The organism is Aequorivita aurantiaca, assembly GCF_030410135.1.
Lineage (GTDB): Bacteria > Bacteroidota > Bacteroidia > Flavobacteriales > Flavobacteriaceae > Aequorivita > Aequorivita aurantiaca.
Window position 1 is genome coordinate 68,685 of sequence record NZ_JAUGQQ010000003.1, and the last position, 18,054, is coordinate 86,738.

13 protein-coding genes are annotated in these 18,054 nt (G+C 41.1%); 3 read left to right on the forward strand and 10 right to left on the reverse strand.

Translation table 11 applies throughout. The features are described 5' to 3' along the window. Positions 1 to 15: 15 nt before the first annotated feature. The 3 genes from QRD02_RS06070 to QRD02_RS06080 all read right to left on the reverse strand — a co-directional run bounded on the left by QRD02_RS06070 (position 16) and on the right by QRD02_RS06080 (position 5,524). A complete protein-coding gene (locus QRD02_RS06070; RefSeq protein WP_290254037.1) occupies positions 16 to 1,227 on the reverse strand; it encodes a TolC family protein in 1,212 nt (403 codons plus the stop codon). Next, on the reverse strand, positions 1,224 to 4,970 hold the full coding sequence (locus QRD02_RS06075) for an efflux RND transporter permease subunit (protein ID WP_290254038.1): 3,747 nt from the start codon (positions 4,968 to 4,970) through the stop codon (positions 1,224 to 1,226). Before QRD02_RS06075 ends, QRD02_RS06070 begins: the two co-directional genes overlap by 4 nt. Before the next feature lie 134 nt (positions 4,971 to 5,104). Further along, positions 5,105 to 5,524, reverse strand: coding sequence for an HYC_CC_PP family protein (locus QRD02_RS06080; RefSeq protein ID WP_290254039.1), 420 nt, complete (start codon positions 5,522 to 5,524; stop codon positions 5,105 to 5,107). A 294-nt stretch (positions 5,525 to 5,818) separates the two neighbouring features. On the opposite strand from QRD02_RS06080, the gene QRD02_RS06085 reads away from it, so the two are divergent. Further along, positions 5,819 to 6,325 carry a hypothetical protein gene (locus tag QRD02_RS06085; protein ID WP_290254040.1) on the forward strand — a complete coding sequence of 169 codons (507 nt, stop codon included), beginning with the start codon at positions 5,819 to 5,821 and terminating at the stop codon, positions 6,323 to 6,325. Positions 6,326 to 6,522: 197 nt separating this feature from the next. Further along, on the forward strand, positions 6,523 to 6,951 hold the full coding sequence (locus QRD02_RS06090) for an FKBP-type peptidyl-prolyl cis-trans isomerase (protein ID WP_290254041.1): 429 nt from the start codon (positions 6,523 to 6,525) through the stop codon (positions 6,949 to 6,951). Between the two features lie 153 nt (positions 6,952 to 7,104). Here the strand turns inward: QRD02_RS06090 and QRD02_RS06095 are convergent, their stop codons facing one another. Both QRD02_RS06095 and QRD02_RS06100 read right to left on the reverse strand, forming a co-directional pair. After that, positions 7,105 to 7,563, reverse strand: a complete 459-nt coding sequence (locus tag QRD02_RS06095; protein ID WP_290254042.1) for a COG2426 family protein — start codon at positions 7,561 to 7,563, stop codon at positions 7,105 to 7,107. A 134-nt stretch (positions 7,564 to 7,697) separates the two neighbouring features. Further along, a complete protein-coding gene (locus QRD02_RS06100; protein WP_290254043.1) occupies positions 7,698 to 9,263 on the reverse strand; it encodes an NAD(P)/FAD-dependent oxidoreductase in 1,566 nt (521 codons plus the stop codon). Between the two features lie 164 nt (positions 9,264 to 9,427). Between QRD02_RS06100 and lplA the strand changes: the two genes are divergently transcribed. After that, positions 9,428 to 10,432: a lipoate--protein ligase gene (lplA, locus tag QRD02_RS06105; RefSeq protein WP_290254044.1), complete on the forward strand. Its 1,005-nt coding sequence runs from the start codon at positions 9,428 to 9,430 to the stop codon at positions 10,430 to 10,432. Between the two features lie 255 nt (positions 10,433 to 10,687). On the opposite strand, the gene azu is transcribed toward lplA, so the two are convergent. From azu to QRD02_RS06130, 5 genes are all read right to left on the reverse strand, one after another. Further along, the gene (azu, locus tag QRD02_RS06110) at positions 10,688 to 11,197 is read right to left on the reverse strand and encodes an azurin (protein WP_290254045.1); all 510 of its coding nucleotides are present in this window, start codon (positions 11,195 to 11,197) and stop codon (positions 10,688 to 10,690) included. Between the two features lie 131 nt (positions 11,198 to 11,328). Then, entirely contained in the window at positions 11,329 to 12,771 is a 1,443-nt protein-coding gene (locus QRD02_RS06115; protein WP_290254046.1) for a capsule assembly Wzi family protein, read from the reverse strand. Then, positions 12,677 to 15,058, reverse strand: coding sequence for a GumC family protein (locus QRD02_RS06120; protein ID WP_290254047.1), 2,382 nt, complete (start codon positions 15,056 to 15,058; stop codon positions 12,677 to 12,679). Before QRD02_RS06120 ends, QRD02_RS06115 begins: the two co-directional genes overlap by 95 nt. An 83-nt stretch (positions 15,059 to 15,141) precedes the next feature. Continuing rightward, on the reverse strand, positions 15,142 to 15,927 hold the full coding sequence (locus QRD02_RS06125; protein ID WP_290254048.1) for a polysaccharide biosynthesis/export family protein: 786 nt from the start codon (positions 15,925 to 15,927) through the stop codon (positions 15,142 to 15,144). A gap of 187 nt (positions 15,928 to 16,114) precedes the next feature. Next, complete coding sequence (locus tag QRD02_RS06130; RefSeq protein WP_290254049.1) at positions 16,115 to 18,040, reverse strand: polysaccharide biosynthesis protein; 1,926 nt, start codon at positions 18,038 to 18,040, stop codon at positions 16,115 to 16,117. Between the last annotated feature and the right edge of the window lie 14 nt (positions 18,041 to 18,054).

Consider the following 18,054-nt stretch of genomic DNA (forward strand, 5'->3'; position numbering starts at 1 on the left):
TTCTCGAATTTGCTTTTAATTCGTTAAATAATTGATAACAGCCGCTTGCACATAATACAGTTTTATGCTTTCGATTTGCGCCGTTTGGAATTTCAATTGCAATTCCTGAATATCCAGTACATCTTTAAAATCAATGGTTCCCGTTTCGTAATTTTTGATTAAAATTTCTTCGGCATCTTCAGCTTGTTTCAGGTTCTGCTTTTGAGTAGCGAATTGTATGCGCGCCTGATTCTGTTGCGATATTGCCTTGGACAATTCGGCTTTTAAAACATTTAAGCGTTCTTCTTTCTGAAATTGAATTTCCTGTTTCCGCAATTCGTTTTGCCGGGTTTGGGACCTATATCTATTGTTGAAGATGGGAATGGACAGGGAAACCATCGGCATCACCATATCTTTAAAAGGACTGGTTATCATCGGGCTGTTTTCCTGATTGATATATTCCACTCCAAACCCAAGCATTGGTGCACTTTCTTTCTGATTCAATACCTCTGCCTGTTCCACAGATTGATACAGTTTATCGTATTTGAGCAGCTCGGGATTTACATCCAAGCTTTTATAATTATAAAGGTTCTCCTCTTCAGAAATTTCCAAAGACGCAACCACAACCACCTCTTTATCATATGGGCGGTTCATCAAACTATTGACAGCAGCCTGAATGCCCTTGTTTACCTGAATCAATACTTTCTTTTGCTGTCTTAACTCATTCTGTCTAATCTGCAACCGCAAAACATCTACTGCCGATGCCTTGCCTACTTCCAAAGAATTCAGTGCCAAACGTTCATAAGTTTGCAAAAGGGCAATATTTTCATCAAGTACGTCCTGTTTGGCCCTGATTTCGTAAAGCTGATAATAGAGCTGGGAAATGGTAAGTGCGAGTTTTCGCTTTGCGATGACCACTTCCACATATTGGGCTTCGGCCATTGATTCGGCATAATTTTCCCTTGCGGATATAGTTCCAAACCAGGGCAACATCTGCATTACAGACGCCCTAAACCGTTCCATCGGCATTTCCATTTCGGGAGCTACTGCCATATACCCAAAATTGAAATCGGTATTCGGCAAAGAATTGGCTTCATTTACTTTTTCGGAAGCAATTTTATATTGCACATCAAACTTTTGAATTTCTGGACTATTGGTAAATGCTTCCTGAATAAGGTCTTGTAAATCCTGGGCATTCGCAAATGCGGAAATGAATAGGAAACCTATTAATAGGATTGTATTTTTCATTTTCGAGCTCTTTTAAGTTGAAATTCCTTTTTCATACTGAACAATACCGGCACTACGAACAGGGTAATGAGGGCAATGAGCATTCCGCCGAAGCTGGGTATGGCCATCGGTATCATAATATCGCTTCCCCTTCCGGTGGAAGTCAGTATCGGCAACAAGGCCAATATGGTTGTGGCCGTTGTCATTAAGCAGGGGCGAATACGTTTTTCACCAGCTTCCACAATGGAATCCCGAATTTCGTTCTTATTGTTGGGACTGTTCCGGTCAAAAGTCTGGGTTAGGTAGGTCGCCATTACCACCCCGTCATCGGTAGCAATACCGAACAAGGCGATAAAGCCCACCCATACGGCTACACTTAAATTTATGGGATGCATCTGGAACAAATCCCTTAGGTTTTCGCCAAAGACATTGAAGTTGAGAAACCAATCCTGGCCATAGAACCAAATCATTAGGAATCCGCCAGCAAAGGCTACGGCAATACCCGTAAATACCATTAAGGAGGTGGAGACCGAACGGAATTGGAAATAAAGAATGAGGAAGATGATGAGAAGGGCCAAAGGTACCACCACAGCCAATGTTTTTTCTGCGCGAAGCTGATTTTCATAGGTTCCCGTAAACGCATAACTGATACCTTTTGGCACCGTCAGCTCGCCGGCGTTAATTTTGTCCTGGATGAGTGCCTGCGCGTTTTCCACCACATCCACTTCGGCAAATCCGTCCAGCTTATCAAAGAGTACATAGCCCACCAAAAAGGTGTCTTCACTTTTAATGACCTGCGGTCCCTGCTCATACCTAATCTCCACGAGTTCGCCAAGGGGGACTGGTCTTCCTTTTTCCACAGGGACATAAATATTTTTAAGGTCGGCGGGGCTTTCGCGAAGTTCCCGGGGATATCGCACCCTTACCGAATAGCGTTCCCTGCCTTCTACGGTCTGGGTCAAAGGCATTCCGCCAACGGCCACCTGCAATATTTCCTGTACGTCCATAATGGACACCCCATAGCGGGCAAGCTGCTCCCTCTTTATGTCTATGAGCAGATAGGGTTTTCCCACAATTCGGTCCGCGAACACTGCCGATTCCTTTACACCTTCAGCCTTTTTTAAAATGGTTTCCAGTTCGAGTCCAAAAGCTTCAATTTGCCGTAAATCCTGCCCCTTTACTTTAATACCCATTGGCGCACGCATTCCCGTTTGGAGCATCACCAATCGGGTTTCAATGGGCTGCAGTTTGGGTGCCGAAGTAATGCCGGGCAATTTGGTGACCCGAACGATTTCATTCCAAATATCATCGGGATTATTGATTTCCGGTCGCCAATTTCGATAGTACTCGCCCTCTTCATCAGGAACGAGTTCCTCTCTTGTGGCGATGGTTTGCAATTGGGATGCCTCATAATTCACGTCATTCTTGACCTCATTGTTTGGATTTACCACAAAACGTCCATTCTTCAGTACGAAAAGCCCATCGGGATTGATTTTATAACGTTGTCGATTTCCATTAGCGTTGAGCATATATTCCGATTTGTACTGAATGATATTTTCATACATTGAAAGTGGGGCAGGGTCAAGGGCAGATTCTGTTCTGCCTGCTTTACCCACCACGGTTTCAATCTCCGGAATGGTGGCTACGGCCATATCCAATTGCTGCAATACCCGTTTATTTTCTTCTACCCCTGCGTGTGGCAATGAAGTGGGCATCAGGAGAAAAGACCCTTCATTGAGCGAGGGCATAAATTCCTTTCCTGTGTTTTGCATTATCAGCACTCCTAAAATTACAATAACGGTGGGCACGGACAAAAACAGGAACTTGTTGCGCAAGGCCCATCTCAGGATGCGGGTATAGTAATGGCGAAATACCCAGAAAGTTCCCAATAGGCCAAAGCAGATGATGCTCACAAAAATCAGGTTCATTATGATGCTTCTATCAAAACCAAGGGGGCGCCAATATTCGGCCAAGAGCAAGATGATGGCCACGGAGGAAATGATGATATTGATAAGATTGGCCCTCTTTTCGGAAAGTTTGCCCTGCAGGCTGGCAATACCGGATGTACCAAAGGCAATCAGTATCAAACCAAGCCAATAGCCGTAAATCAAAGCAAATATTCCCGCTATAATCAAAGAAATATTAAGTACATATCGCAATGAGCTTTTCAAGTTTTTCTTTCGGAAGAGAAATGCTGCGAACGGGGGAATAAGAAAGAGTGCTACTATAATGGATGCGGTGAGCGCCATTGTTTTTGTAAACGCCAATGGACGGAACAGCTTTCCTTCTGCGCCCACCATCGTAAACACCGGAAGGAAACTAATGATGGTCGTAAGAACGGCGGTAAGGATGGCACCAGATACTTCTGCGGTAGCGTTATAGACTACGGTATTGATGGGCAGTTTATTTCCGTCGGCATCGGAATTCTCCATATCTAGGTGCCTGATGATATTTTCTGAAAGAATAACCCCAACATCCACCATTGTTCCAATGGCAATCGCGATACCCGACAGGGCGACGATATTGGCATCTACATTGAATAGCTTCATCGAAATAAAGACCATCAAAACCGCGACGGGTAAAAGTCCCGAAATCAATAGGGACGCCCGAAGGTTGAACACCATAATGATAATGACCAGAATAGTTATTAAAATTTCCAGGGTCAGGGCTTCATTGAGCGTACCCAAGGTTTCCTGAATCAGCTCGGTACGGTCGTAAAACGGAACGATGGTAAGCTGTGACGTACGACCATCTGCCAATTCCTTTGATGGCAGGCCTGCCGAGAGTTCAGCAATCTGTTCTTTGACATTGTTGATAACTTCCAAAGGATTGGCACCGTAACGCGCAACCACCACACCGCCGACGACTTCGGCACCCTCCTTGTCCAAAATGCCCCTGCGGGGCGCCGGCCCTAAATGAACTTTCCCCACATCCTTAATCCGGATAGAAGTGAAATCTTCTGAAGTTACCACCGCATTCTCAATGTCCTCAATGGATTTTACGTAGCCCAGTCCGCGCACAAGATATTCCGCTTGATTCATTTCCAGGGTCTGGGCACCGATATCCTGATTGCTCTCTTTTACTGCTTTTACAATATCCGTCAGACCAATGTTGTATTGGCGCATCAATTCGGGATTTACATCCACCTGATATTCCTGTACATAACCGCCAATGGATGCCACTTCCGAAACACCGCTTGCTGAGGCCAGGGCATATTTTACATAGTAATCCTGTATGCTCCGCAGTTCGTGCAAATCCCATCCGCCCGTCACGTTACCGTCCTTGTCACGGCCTTCCAAAGTGTACCAGAAAATCTGCCCCAATCCTGTGGCATCGGGTCCCAAGGTTGGGTTTACACCCTCGGGCAGTAGACCTGCCGGTAAGGAATTTAGCTTTTCCAGGATTCTGCTGCGACTCCAGTAGAATTCAACATCCTCTTCAAAAATGACATAAATGCTCGAAAACCCGAACATCGACGAACTTCTAATGGTTTTGACCCCGGGTATCCCCAGTAGCGACGTGGTGAGTGGATAAGTAATCTGGTCCTCGATATTCTGTGGCGAACGCCCTTGCCAATTGGTAAAGACGATTTGTTGGTTTTCACCAATATCCGGAATGGCATCCACAGCCACGGGATCGTTGGGAAGAAAGGGGAAATCCCAATTGAACGGTGCGTTTACGATGCCCCATCCTACGAAAAGCGCAAGCAGTAAAACAGCAACTAACTTATTTTCTATTAAAAATTTTATGCTTTTATTCAGCATTGGTATTGATTGTTAAACAGTTATACATTGAATAAAATCCTGATAGTCAGAATATTAAATACAACAAGATGAGCCCAAAATGGCCGTAACCATTGGGCAAATCTTTCCGATTCATTGATCGGAACTGTTTAATATCAAATTAAATAAGTCTCGTGAAGTTTTTGGATATCCCGCTCAATAAACGGTGGCGAGTAGTGCTTGAAAGGAACTATGTTTTCATCAAGTCCCTCAAAAAGGTTTATATAGGTGTAGAAAAATGTGGCAACAAAAGTCTGTTGCTCTAAATTAAGTTGATGGAATGCGGTTTTAAGGTCGTCTGAGCCTTCTTTTACAATTTGTTGGTCGCTACAGCACGATTTATCCGTCATAGAAGGATTCTCACAACTTTCAACCGGTTGGTCTTTTTCCATTCCGCAACTTTCCGCTTTTGCGAACAAGCTGAAATCAACCATAGATTCCCCGCAATAATGCATATCCACGGTAAAGGACATCGTAGTGAACATCACCACAAACGCCATCAATACGGATACTATTTTATGGAATCCTTTTTTCATTAAATGCAAATGTAATCAAAAAATTTAATACTTCCTTTTTTCCTTAATCGGATATTTGTGAATCTTACGGCAGTTAATAACTCTCCCATCTTTCTTATCTTTAGCCCTTAATTAGCTATAAATCAACTTTTTTTGTTGCTAATTAGTTTCTACTCATCGGTAATTGCCTGAATATCAAGATTACTTCACATATTGCATCGGGAAATAATTCATTTTCTAAATTTATTCCTAAATTTTTGATGATTGTTGAAATACTTTTGTAATTTAATTTCCTAAAACCAAAAAAACAATAAAATGAAAAAACTATTTTTGATTCTTACCCTTTCAGCCCTCGCCTTTTCTAGTTGTGAGGACCGTAAAAAGGACCTTTCCCAACAGTATGATAAACTGATGGAGGAAAATGACAGTATTATGGCCATGCACAGTGAAGCACAAGCCATGCACGACCAAATGATGAGCCAAAACAAACAAATGTCAGAGCAATTAATGGCGGCCGAAATGAAAGATTCCTCACAACTCGAAATTCTCGCGGCCAACGAAGTGATTCTTCAAAAACATGAGGCAATGTTGAACAGCCACGAGGAACTGTTAACTAGTCATCAAACAATTAAGGATGGTTTTGATACTAAAACCGAAGCCGAAATTGAAGCTCAGATTAAAGAAATGAGAGATAATCTGGACAAAATTGAAACTGAAAACAATACAATTCAAGACGAGCACGATAAAATGATGCGTCAACAGGAAGATATGATGCAGCGCCGTACGGATACTGTGAACGATTCTGCAAAGACGAATACGTAATACGTAAAATCAATAATTAAATCTGCCTTTGGATCAATTCCAAAGGCATTTTTTTTTGGTATAACTTTCATAATTCGATCGTCACTACCAATACGTTAAGATTTCCTTAAATTCTCCGGATAGCTTTGAATATCTGTGGAATTGGAAAACCAAACCTATAGTTTTGCCCACTTATTCATAAATAAAAAACAAACATTATGAGTCAAGTAACAGGAAATGAAACCGTAAAAATTCATTACACGGGAAAATTGAACAACGGACAGGTATTCGACAGTTCAGTAAAACGCGAACCGTTGGAGGTGAAATTGGGCGAGGGACGTTTAATTCCAGGTTTTGAAAAAGGTTTGGTTAATATGCAGGTGAACGAAAAGAAAACCATCACCATTCCTAAAGAGGAAGCTTACGGCGAGGTTCAAAAAGCGTTATTTCAAAAAATACCCAGTGAAAACCTTCCCCCAGAAATAAAGCCCGAAATTGGAATGGGCCTTGTGTCAAAAAATCCGGATGGAAGCGAGCGCCAATTGCGCGTAGCCGACGTTAAAGAGGATTTTATTATTGTGGATGCCAACCATCCTTTAGCGGGTCAGGATTTGACTTTTGAATTGGAATTGCTGGATATAAAATAAAATTGCCCTAATAATTTTAAAATTTAAGACTGCCCAATGGGCGGTCTTTTTTTATTTAGCTATAAAAAAAACTTTTCGATTGGAGCTGAATAAAGTGGCAAGTTTATAAACCTACCTTCTTGCGAAACACATATCCTTTAAAAACCCAAATTCTTAATTAAATCCTTCCATAGTCAAAAGAGTGGCTACCCAGACTATTAAGCAAGAAAAGAAAATACCAACGGTATTCGCCAAAAAGGCCTGTTTTTTCTCAAAGCGAAACAGATAGGCAGCTATTGTTCCTGCATAAACGCCGGTTCCGGGCAATGGAAGTAGCACAAAAAACATCAATCCCCAGAATCCATATTTCTTAACATTGCCCCCTGCTCCCGTTTTGGCCCTTCTAGCAATAAAAATGGCGGCCTTTTTATAATAAAACCATCGAAAGAAAAACCTGTTAATTACATCCAGAAAAAAGGACATTATCGGAAATGCCAGCACATTGGCAATAAAACAGAAAATAAAGGCAAGATAAATATTAACACCATTCAGCAGGGCATAAGGAATACCCACTTTTGCTTCCCCAAAAGGAGAGATGCTCCAAAGCATGGCAATAATTATATCGAGGATCAAAATAAGGTGCTATTATAGCGGCAAAAATAATCTATTTAGCCAGCCAACAACGGTTTGTGATATTAAAGTTTACCTAAAAATTAGATGTAAAACAGGGAATTTTTGAAGGAATCGAGTTTCAATTCCAATAAATGTTACTTGCTTGAATTTGAAATTTTATTAAAAATGGCGTCCACACAATTAATGCCATCAATGGCCGCGGAAATTATACCGCCGGCGTAACCCGCACCTTCCCCGCAAGGGTATAGTCCCGTCACCTCAATATGTTCTAATGTTTCCGGATTTCTGGGAATGCTGATAGGTGAAGAAGTACGGCTTTCCGGCGCGTGCAGCACCGCTTGATTGGTATAATATCCCTTCATTTTTTTTCCGAATACCACAAATGCTTTTTTCAATCTATCGGAAATTAAGGAAGGCAGCACTTCGTTCAAATCTGCGGAAACAATTCCTGGTTGATAGGAAGTTTTCGGGAAATCTACCGAAACCTTTCCATCCACGAAATCTATCATCCGCTGTGCAGGTACCTTTTGTGTCTTCCCTCCCGCTTCCCAGCAACGTTGCTCCACATATTTTTGAAAATCCAAACACACAAAGGGATCATCCTTTTTATAATTTGGCAAATCTTCGGGCGCAACACTAACCACAATTCCGCTGTTGGCATATGGATTATTGCGTTTGCTAGGGCTCCAACCATTTGTTACCACTTCGTTTTGTTCGGTGGCGCAGGGTGCAATAATCCCACCGGGACACATACAAAAGGAATAAACCCCCAAACCGTCCACTTGTTCCACTAAAGAATAACTTGCCGGGGGAAGATAGGGATTGTCGGTTTGGCCGTGGTATTGGATGTTGTCAATCAATTCCTGTTGGTGCTCTACGCGAACTCCAATCGCAAATGGTTTTGCTTCAATTTTAATATTCTTTTTGTGAAGCAGATAAAAAATATCGCGTGCGGAATGGCCCGTGGCAAGAATTACATTCGAAAACCGGAACCAATCTTGATTATTGATCTGAATTTTCTCAACGGCATTTTCCTTTAATTGAATATCCGTTAACTTTGAATTGAAATGAACTTCTCCCCCATTTTCAATAATCGCCTCCCGAATTGTGGTAATTATTTTGGGTAGTTTGTTCGTGCCAATATGAGGGTGCGCATCGACTAAGATTGATTCATTTGCGCCAAAATGCACAAACCATTCCAACGCTTTCAAAACATTGCCCCGCTTTTTGCTTCGGGTATAAAGTTTACCGTCTGAATACGTTCCTGCACCACCTTCACCAAAACAGTAGTTGCTTTCGGGATTTACCGTTTGGTCCTTATTGATTGCCGCCAAATCCCGCCGTCTTTCCCGAACATCTTTGCCTCGCTCAAAAACAATCGGCTTCAATCCAGCCTCAATGGCTCTTAAAGCAGCATAAAGGCCCGCCGGACCCGCCCCAATTATGGCTATCGGTTCTGCTTCGGAAACATTTTGGGGAACAAATGGCGGAATGCTTTCCTTTTTTTCGCCCTTTTGCCATAATTCAATTTGTAGGTTTATTTTTATCGGACTTCGGCGTGCATCAATGGAGCGCTTTCGAATACGCCAATCAGTAATTGCCTCCCGTCGGAGTTTTTCTTTTTCCAAAGTGAGTTCTAAAATATAGTCAGAATCCTCCTGTTGGTGGGGTAAAACGGCTATTTGTACCAATCTGCTCATACGGTCGTAAAGATAAGTGTTAATTTAAAATTGAAGATTTATATTTCATATCCAGCTTGCAGATAATCCAAAAAATCAAATTAATTTTTTTGAAATTGATTGGGAACTTCCATCCCGATTATTATACAAACTCAATTATTATCTTTGTGAAAAATTGGGAAAAGATGATTTTTATTGAAAACGAAGGAAATACCAATCCCCGGTTAAACTTGGCTTTGGAAGAATATGCGCTGCGAAATTTCAGTGCGGCGAACGATTATTTGTTGTTCTATATCAATGAGCCATCCATAATTATTGGTCGAAACCAAAATACTTTGGAGGAAATAAACCACGATTATGTTTCGGAGAAAAACATTCACGTGGTACGCCGTATTTCTGGCGGTGGTGCGGTTTATCACGATTTCGGCAACCTTAATTTCAGTTTCATAACCAATCACGATATTAAAAGTTTGAACAACTTTGCCAAGTTTACTGCCCCGGTAATAAAGGTTTTGAACAATCTCGGTTTGAGTGCAGCCCTGAAAGGCCGAAATGACATTCAAGTGGATGAGAAAAAGATTTCGGGAACGGCGCAATTTTCTACGGGCAAAAGGATGGTGAGCCACGGCACGCTCTTGCTGGATACGGATCTAGGAGAAGTGGTAAATGCCCTAAATGTAAAAATGAGCAAAATTGAATCGAAAGGCCATAAATCCGTGCGAAGCCGTGTTGCGAACATTTCAGAATTTCTTCATAAACCTTTAAGCATTCAGGAATTTCGAAATCTCTTGTTGGAAGGCCTATATGAGGAAAGCGAGCCATTTGAAAGTTACCGGTTAACGCCGGAGGAATGGAAAGCCGTCCACGAACTAAAAGAAGAAAAATACGATACTTGGGACTGGAACTACGGCCGTTCGCCCAAATTTAATATTCAACGCAACAAACGTTTTTCCATTGGCGAAATTGATTTGCGCATTTATGTTGAAAAGGGACATATAAAGGAATTTAAAATATTTGGGGATTTCTTTGGAAAGGAGCCGGTGGAAAATCTGGAAAAATTATTGGAAGGCGCTCGATATGAAAAAGAAGATATTTCGGATCTTTTAAAGGATATTGAAGTGAAGGAATATTTTGGAGACATCCCAAAAATTGATTTTATCGAACTTGTTTACGGCGCCGATGAAGTTTAAGGGCTAGTGGTTTTATTATTATTCCTTATTATTAATTACACATTGCTAATTACAAAATTGTTGCCGAAATAATATGAAGAAAAATACATCCATTTATTTGATGATCGGCGCGGCAATTATTACAATTATAGGGCTGGTAACCGGGAAATATCTATTTCTATTTCTAGCACTCCCGCTAGGTTTTCTATTCACTAAAAAGAAGAAATAAAAAATGCCGCTCTAAAGCGGCATCTTCATTTATATGTTTTTCGGAATTTATTCTACAATAAACTTTCCGTTCATCAGTGCATAATGGCCGGGGAAGGTACACATGAAAGTATAAGTTCCGGGTTCCGGAGCATCAAATTCAATGGTATCCGTTTCGCCGCCGCCCAACATTTTGGTGTAGGCTATAAACTTATCTTGCATGTCCGTAGGAATATAATCAGTTTCAGACGCAACCGCCGAAGCCTGTCCAACAGCCGCCATATCAGCATCCTTGGTTAGCAACGCCCAATTATGGCCCATTACCGTTTTGTCCATTTTGCCGACATGCTTAAGGGTTAGCCTCACTTTTTGGCCAGCCTTTACACGAATTTCGCTTTTGTCGAATTTCATTTGGTCATTTCCTGTAATGGTAATTTCGGCAACTTGGCTGTCAGAACTTTGGGCCGGAGCCGCTTCTTCCACTTGAGTGCCAATTTGCATTGCAGGTTTTTCCTCCTTTTTGTTATCGCCACAACTAATAGCAACTGCTGCTGCGAATACTAGAATCAATTTATTCATGATTGTGATATTTAGGATTAATTATAGTACAAAATTAACCTCTTAATTTAGGATAAACAAATCTTTTACTTTTCATTTTGAAAAATTAAAGAAAGTCCTAACGTTTAAAATCTAGAAAGCCTTGTATGAAATTAAAAAGAATAGGAATATTCAACTCCACCACCAACGAGAGTCTTTGCCTTATTTGAAAAATCTGCCCCTCCCATTATAGTGAACGTACCAAGCTTTTCATTTTTGTAGGACAGGGAACCGTAATTATACCAATATTTCCACTCGGGATATAAGGGAGTACGATAGGTTCCGGTATATTTGGCTAAGCTGCTTTTCAATTTCCATTGGAACGCATCAAAATGACCCATTAATCCAAAATGGTGCACTTTAACCCGATTACTGATAATGGGTGAAACACCTTCAGATATCTGTGCGGATTTGTCGTATAAAATAAATGGCACGCCCATTATATTTTTTTCGTAACTCCACCCGCTTCTATAAATTGAATTGCTGAAATAATTATCCTTTCCACTCCCCACGGAAATTCCGCTTTGGTCCATAGTATCTATATATTCGTAAAGAATTGCGGTAAAAAATCGATTGTTCGCGGGTTCAAAATATATTCCCCAAAGACCGTCCGGAAAATTTGCCAAACGTGTGCCGGAGCCATCCTCAATATAATGGTCGTGGTAAATTGAGAACGAGCCAAGTTTATTCGCGTGATTATAATCCAATAAAACACTCCCCAAATGGTTGCCCAATTTGTTTAAGGTTTCCCCTTCTATTCCATATTCCTCAGTAGTGTGGGCAAAAAAAACATTTACAAAATCCTTGAATCCACTTTTCAATTTGCCCCATTCCGGTGATGTACCTCCCCATTGCACATAATGTTGGACCTTTGCGGTAAGGGTGTTATTCTCATTGAATGAAGTTATTAGCGACAATCTTTTGTAATGGACGTGGGTACCATCCACATATCGATCATCGTTCAGTTCATAATGCGCCATTCCCCAATCAACAGCAAATGTTTTCGAAATCTTAAAAGGATTGTTTGCCTCCAATAGAATTCCAGGAAGTGGACGCGCATTTCCGGACCATAAAAAATCTTGGTTGGTGGCCGAGAGGCCGTTGAAAACCTCGAACTGTTTCTTTGCGCCAACAGTGGCAAAGAGCCAAGAATTTTCAAATTGAAGATATAAATCACGGCGTTGTACCGCATCCTTCACGCCATCCCTGCCAAAGACGGCAGCCCCGCCATTTATTAAAAAAGAAGGAAATAATAAACTTGCCCTTAATTCCCCCGTGGCAGAAAAGTTTGTAAGCTCGCCCACCGCGAAATTGGTATTGGTATGGAACCAAAACGGATTCTCATTCTCTGTAGCAAGAATTGCCTTTGCTTCCGCACTACCGGCAATTTTAAATTCCTGTGAGAAAATAAAGAAAGGGCATAAAAGGAAGAAGAACTTCAGCAACTTCATATAACTATTTCTATCTATTGAAAATTCGCTGTAGCAGTGACCTTTCTTCGCGGGAATAGGCATAACCGTATTTATTTCCGTAACCAAAATTTTGGATATCCACATTATTGAGAATAACCGCAACATTTGCCAAACGCCCATCATTGATGGCATCCTGTGGAAACTCCAGCAGTCGCTTGTCAGTATATCCGGCACGTACCACATATAGGGTGATGTCTGCGAGTTTATTGATAATAATGGTGTCTGTAACCAACATTGCCGGAGCGGTGTCCATAATTACGTAATCAAATTCCTTTTGTAGCGCCTCAATGAAATGTGCCGTTCGCTTCTGCATTAACAATTCCGCGGGATTGGGCGGGATGGCACCGGAAAGAACGATGCTCAAATTTTCATTGTATTCACTTTTTGTAATTACTTCGCTTACTTCCAAATTTTCGTAAACGATAAATTCCGTTAGGCCTTTATTCGCCTTTAAATGCTCCGGCAAATACCGTTGCAATTGGGGATTTCGAATGTCGGCTCCCACCAAGACAACCTTTTTGCCCGTAATGGCCAAAGTGAGCGCCAAGTTGAACGCAACAAATGTCTTTCCTTCCCCTTTAATGGTGGAAGTGACAATAATGGTTTTGCCCTTTTCACTTTCCTCTAGCTTGTTTATAAAGAGATATTGCAGATTGGTTCTCAAGATCCTATATGCCTCGGCCATGATGCTACGGTCGTTATGCTGAATAAGATCCGAATCTCCTTTTTGGACCTTTGGAATTTCCCCAATAATCGGGATGGATTTTAATTGTTTCTCAACATCTTTTCTACTTTTCACTTTTGTACTGAGCAAATAGAAACTATAAATTCCGCCAAAAGGAATTAGCAAGCCAGCAAGCAAGGCACCCAAATAAATAAGTGGTTTTTTTGGCGAAACGGGTTGGTCGGAACCATAGGCGCTATCCACAATTTTAGCTCTATCGGAGGTGGCAGCCAAGGCAATGGATGCTTCCTCACGCTGTTGCAACAAAAAAAGATACAGTTGCTCCTTTATGGTCTGTTGGCGTTCAATACCCCTAAAAATCTTTTCCTTTGCGGGTACCTGTGATATTTTTGAGCTTATAATATTTTCTTGAACGTTTAAATCCTTCATTGCTATTTTGAGCGCATTTTTTGAATTTTCCAAACTGCCCAAAATATTGTTGCGCATTTGTGAAATTTGTTCGTTCACACTTTGGACCACCGGGTTTTTTGGGGTGGAAGTCTGCAATAATTTATTTCGATATAAAATAAGCTCATTATAATTGTTCACCGCAGTGCCCACGTTCTCATTGGAAATACCAATGTTGGCCGGCAGCAATTCGTTGGCAGAGCTAGTTTTCATATAATCGATCATCGTGTTGCTTAGCTCCAGTTGGGTGGCCACATCCAACTGCCGTTTGTTGAATTCGCTTGCATTCTCCAGCGTTATCTGTGCCTCGGCCTGAATATCGGTCAAGCGGTTGGTGCTTTTAAAATCTTCCTTATTTGTTTCTACGGAATCCAGTTCGCGGGTAATGATCTGCAACCGTGATTCAATAAATTCGGAAGTTTTTCGTGCAATTTCATTTCGGTCCTGCACGGCATCCTTATTATATTGCTGAATTAGTTCATTTAAGAAATCCTGTCCTTTTGCCTTGTTTTGGGTTTGGATGGATAACTCCACAACATTGCTCTTTGCATCTGTGTTAAGAATATTCACACGGGATTGGAAATCCAACGCCACCCTTTCCACGGAGCTATAGCTTACTAAAATAGTTCGGTTTAAATATGCCTCAAACTTTTCTCGAGCATCCAAGTTTGGCAGCACGGTTATTTCGCCGAAGAAAAGCGGAATACGCTCCCCAAATTTGTGCGTGGTTTTATTGCTGCGGGTTTCATCTTCCAAAACAAATTGGGAATCGGAGATCATTTCAATATATAAAGTGGGGATGGGTTCCCGTGAATCGCTTTCCACAAATGATTGATACTGTACCTCAAACGGCTTATAGCCATACATTTCGGAGGTTTTAATATTTCCCATAACTTCATACTTTATATTAAGCTGAAGATTCTTGACGGCTTCCGAAATTATTCTTTTTGAATTAAATATTGCCAATTCATTTTCAATCTGATTGTTCTTAAACCGGGAGAGAAAACTTCCAAATTGGGAAAATGCCGCCATTTCCAAAGGGCTCTGGCTCTTTTCATCCTTTATTATTATGGTTGCCTGACTTTGGTAAAGTTGGGGTGTATAGCGCAAATAAAGAAAAGCTACAAAAAGTGCAACAGCTGCTCCTATTACGAAGAAATACCAGTACCGCGAATATTGTTCAATCACTTCCCTCAGGGAAAGTTCCTCGGCAACTTGGTTGTTAGAATTTTCGATCATTGTTTAATATTGAAAATTGAATGATTTTGCTTTGGGAGGTAGTCTATTTCAGCGATACCCATAATGATAGCTTAATATTTCTTTTATCTAAAAATAATCGCCATTGCCGAAAGTAGCAAAGATGCTATGCTAACGTAAATTGCCGTGTTTCGGTTGAAACTACTGCCCTGCACTTGTGCCCTATTGGGTTCTACATAAACCACATCGTTTTGCTGAAGGTAATAATATTCACTGTTCAGCACATTGGCGCTCCTCATATCAAGATATTTGTAGTTTTTGGTTTTACCATCGTCCCGAATTACCAACACATTATCCCTTCTCCCATAAATAGTCATATCACCCGCCAAACCTAGAGCTGCGGGCAAGGTTAGCCGTTCGCCTTCAAAATTATAGGTGCCTGGTCTATTCACCTCGCCGAGCAAACTCACTTTGAAATTGAGAATGCGAATGGTAACGATGGGTTCCTTTACATATTCCGAAATACGTTTCGCCAGCAATTCACTGAGTTCCACCCGCGTTAACCCCACAACTTGTATCCTTCCCAATATGGGAAAATCTATACTACCATCTTGGGCCGTTAAATATGCTTGCTGTTGGTTGTTATTATTGGCGGCAACGCCCATAATTTCCGTGGAGGGTCGCGTTTCGCTGATAAGATTGAACGGACGTACGGCGTTCAAATCATAGGCAGAAACCACAATACTGAGAAGATCCCCCGATTGTATTTTGGAACTCTTTTGGATAGTATCCAAAAGCAACTGACCTTGCGACAAATCCTGGAAATAAACAATTTTTTCTGAAGAAACGCAGGATACTCCTAAGCTTCCGACGAAAAACAACATTAATACTTTAGCGAAAAACCGTGTCATTTATTTTTTTTTGCAAATATAAACTTTTCTAACCAGCATATTTTCAGCGATGCCTTTATATGATAGTGAATGTCACCTCATTACCTGTTAAAAGATTAAATAGCCAATGGCCAAAAGGATGTCTCATTGCCTATTTCAGCTGAAAGACTCCTTGTGGATTGACTATTGACTATAATACAATCTCGTTTTAATTATGGTGGGCTTTATCCAAACTTTGGAACTCCGAATTTTGACTTAAATATTCAGGCACCAATTCCTTTAGTCGTTTTACTACCGGTTTTCGTTTATTCTGAGTGGTAGCTTTTAAGATGGCTTGAATTTTTCGGCTTACTTCATTAAAATCTTCAACGGGCACTTTTGATACCATAATTTTCGGATGATATGTGGGAAGGGTCATTGCGGTATCGCTGAGCAATTCCTCATAAAGTTTTTCACCCGGACGCAGCCCAACAATTTGAATATCGATATCCTTATAAGGTTTTAGACCGGACAGACGAATCATATTTTCCGCCATATCCATAATCTTAATCGGTTTGCCCATATCAAAAACGTATATTTCGCCACCATTGCCCATTGTGCCCGCTTGCAGCACAAGTTGGCAAGCTTCTGAAATAGTCATAAAATAGCGAATAATATCCTTATGGGTCACCGTCACAGGCCCCCCGTTGGCAATTTGTTTTCTAAAATATGGTATTACCGAACCATTTGACCCCAAAACATTACCAAACCTCGTTGTGATAAACTTGGTGTGTGTGCCAATGCGTTCCTGTAGCGACTGTACATACATTTCCGCTCCTCTTTTGGAGGCACCCATAACATTGGTAGGGTTTACAGCCTTATCGGTAGATATCATCACAAATTTATCTACCCCGTGCTGTACCGCGAGATTCGCTAAATTAATGGTGCCCATAATATTGACCGCAACGGCCTCGTGTGGGTTTTTTTCCATTAAGGGAACATGCTTGTAGGCCGCAGCGTGATAAACAAAATTGAATTTATATTTCGAAAATATCATCTCGAGCCGGTCAATGTTTCTGACATCGGCAAGGGCCACTACAAAATTCAGCGATGGATATTCCGTACGGAGGTAAAGCTCAATGGCGTGCAGGGCAGATTCGGCGTTGTCTAGAATAACTATCTTTTTGGGGCGGAACGCTGCCAATTGCTTCACAATCTCGCTGCCAATGGAGCCTGCGGCGCCCGTAACAAGAATTGTTTTAGCTTCCAAATCGTGCTTTAAAATATCCGCGTCAATTTTTATAGGATGTCTTTCCAGTAAATCCTCAATTTGAATGGGCCTAATTTGCGTTTGAATATCTTCTTTTTTGTTCCAATTTTCCACCAATGGCACGTTGAAAACCTCAACGTTATTTGCCAAACAGGCTTCCACTATTTGTTTTGTTTCAGCTATGGAATGGGAATCGCGAACTATTAATACCCCATCCAAATCAGTTTTGGCTATCAATTCTGTAAAAGGAAGAGAGTCTTTGTTTATGGCTAATGAAAAAACTGGTTTTCCAAGAATGCTCAAGCTTTTGGAGGAAGGATTTTCGGAAAGGAAACCTACCAATTTAAAGGGCAAATCAGACTCCGTGGTAAGAGCTCTACCAAGACTAATGGTTTGGTTATCCATGCCCACAATCAGTACTTTTTTCTTAAAATTACCAGCGTTCATTCGCTGTAAATATTGATAAACTTCCTTAACGGCTATTCTGAAAAACAGCATTAGTGTAAAGGAAAAAAACATATATAGCAAAACTCCTGTTGTAAGAAATATTTTCTGCCCCAATAACATATAGAAAATATAGTTAAGGGCTATAGCGCTGAACGCTGTGAGAAAGGAAGCGGATGCCACTTTGAAAACATCGGTAAATGTAGAATGCCTCACAATCCCGGCATAAGTGCGAAACACCAAAAAGAAAAGAATATTAATGCCAATAACCACGATTGCCTTAATTGGCATGGGCAATACCTTATTAAATTTCAATGGGGTGCCGTCCAAAATGAGAAACATTAGGGCGAAGGAGCATATACAAATCCCAATATCTAACGCAAAAACAGCCCATCGGGGCAGATAGCGCTGGTTCAATAATACTATCTTTTTAGAACGCATTCTTATTATTTCTA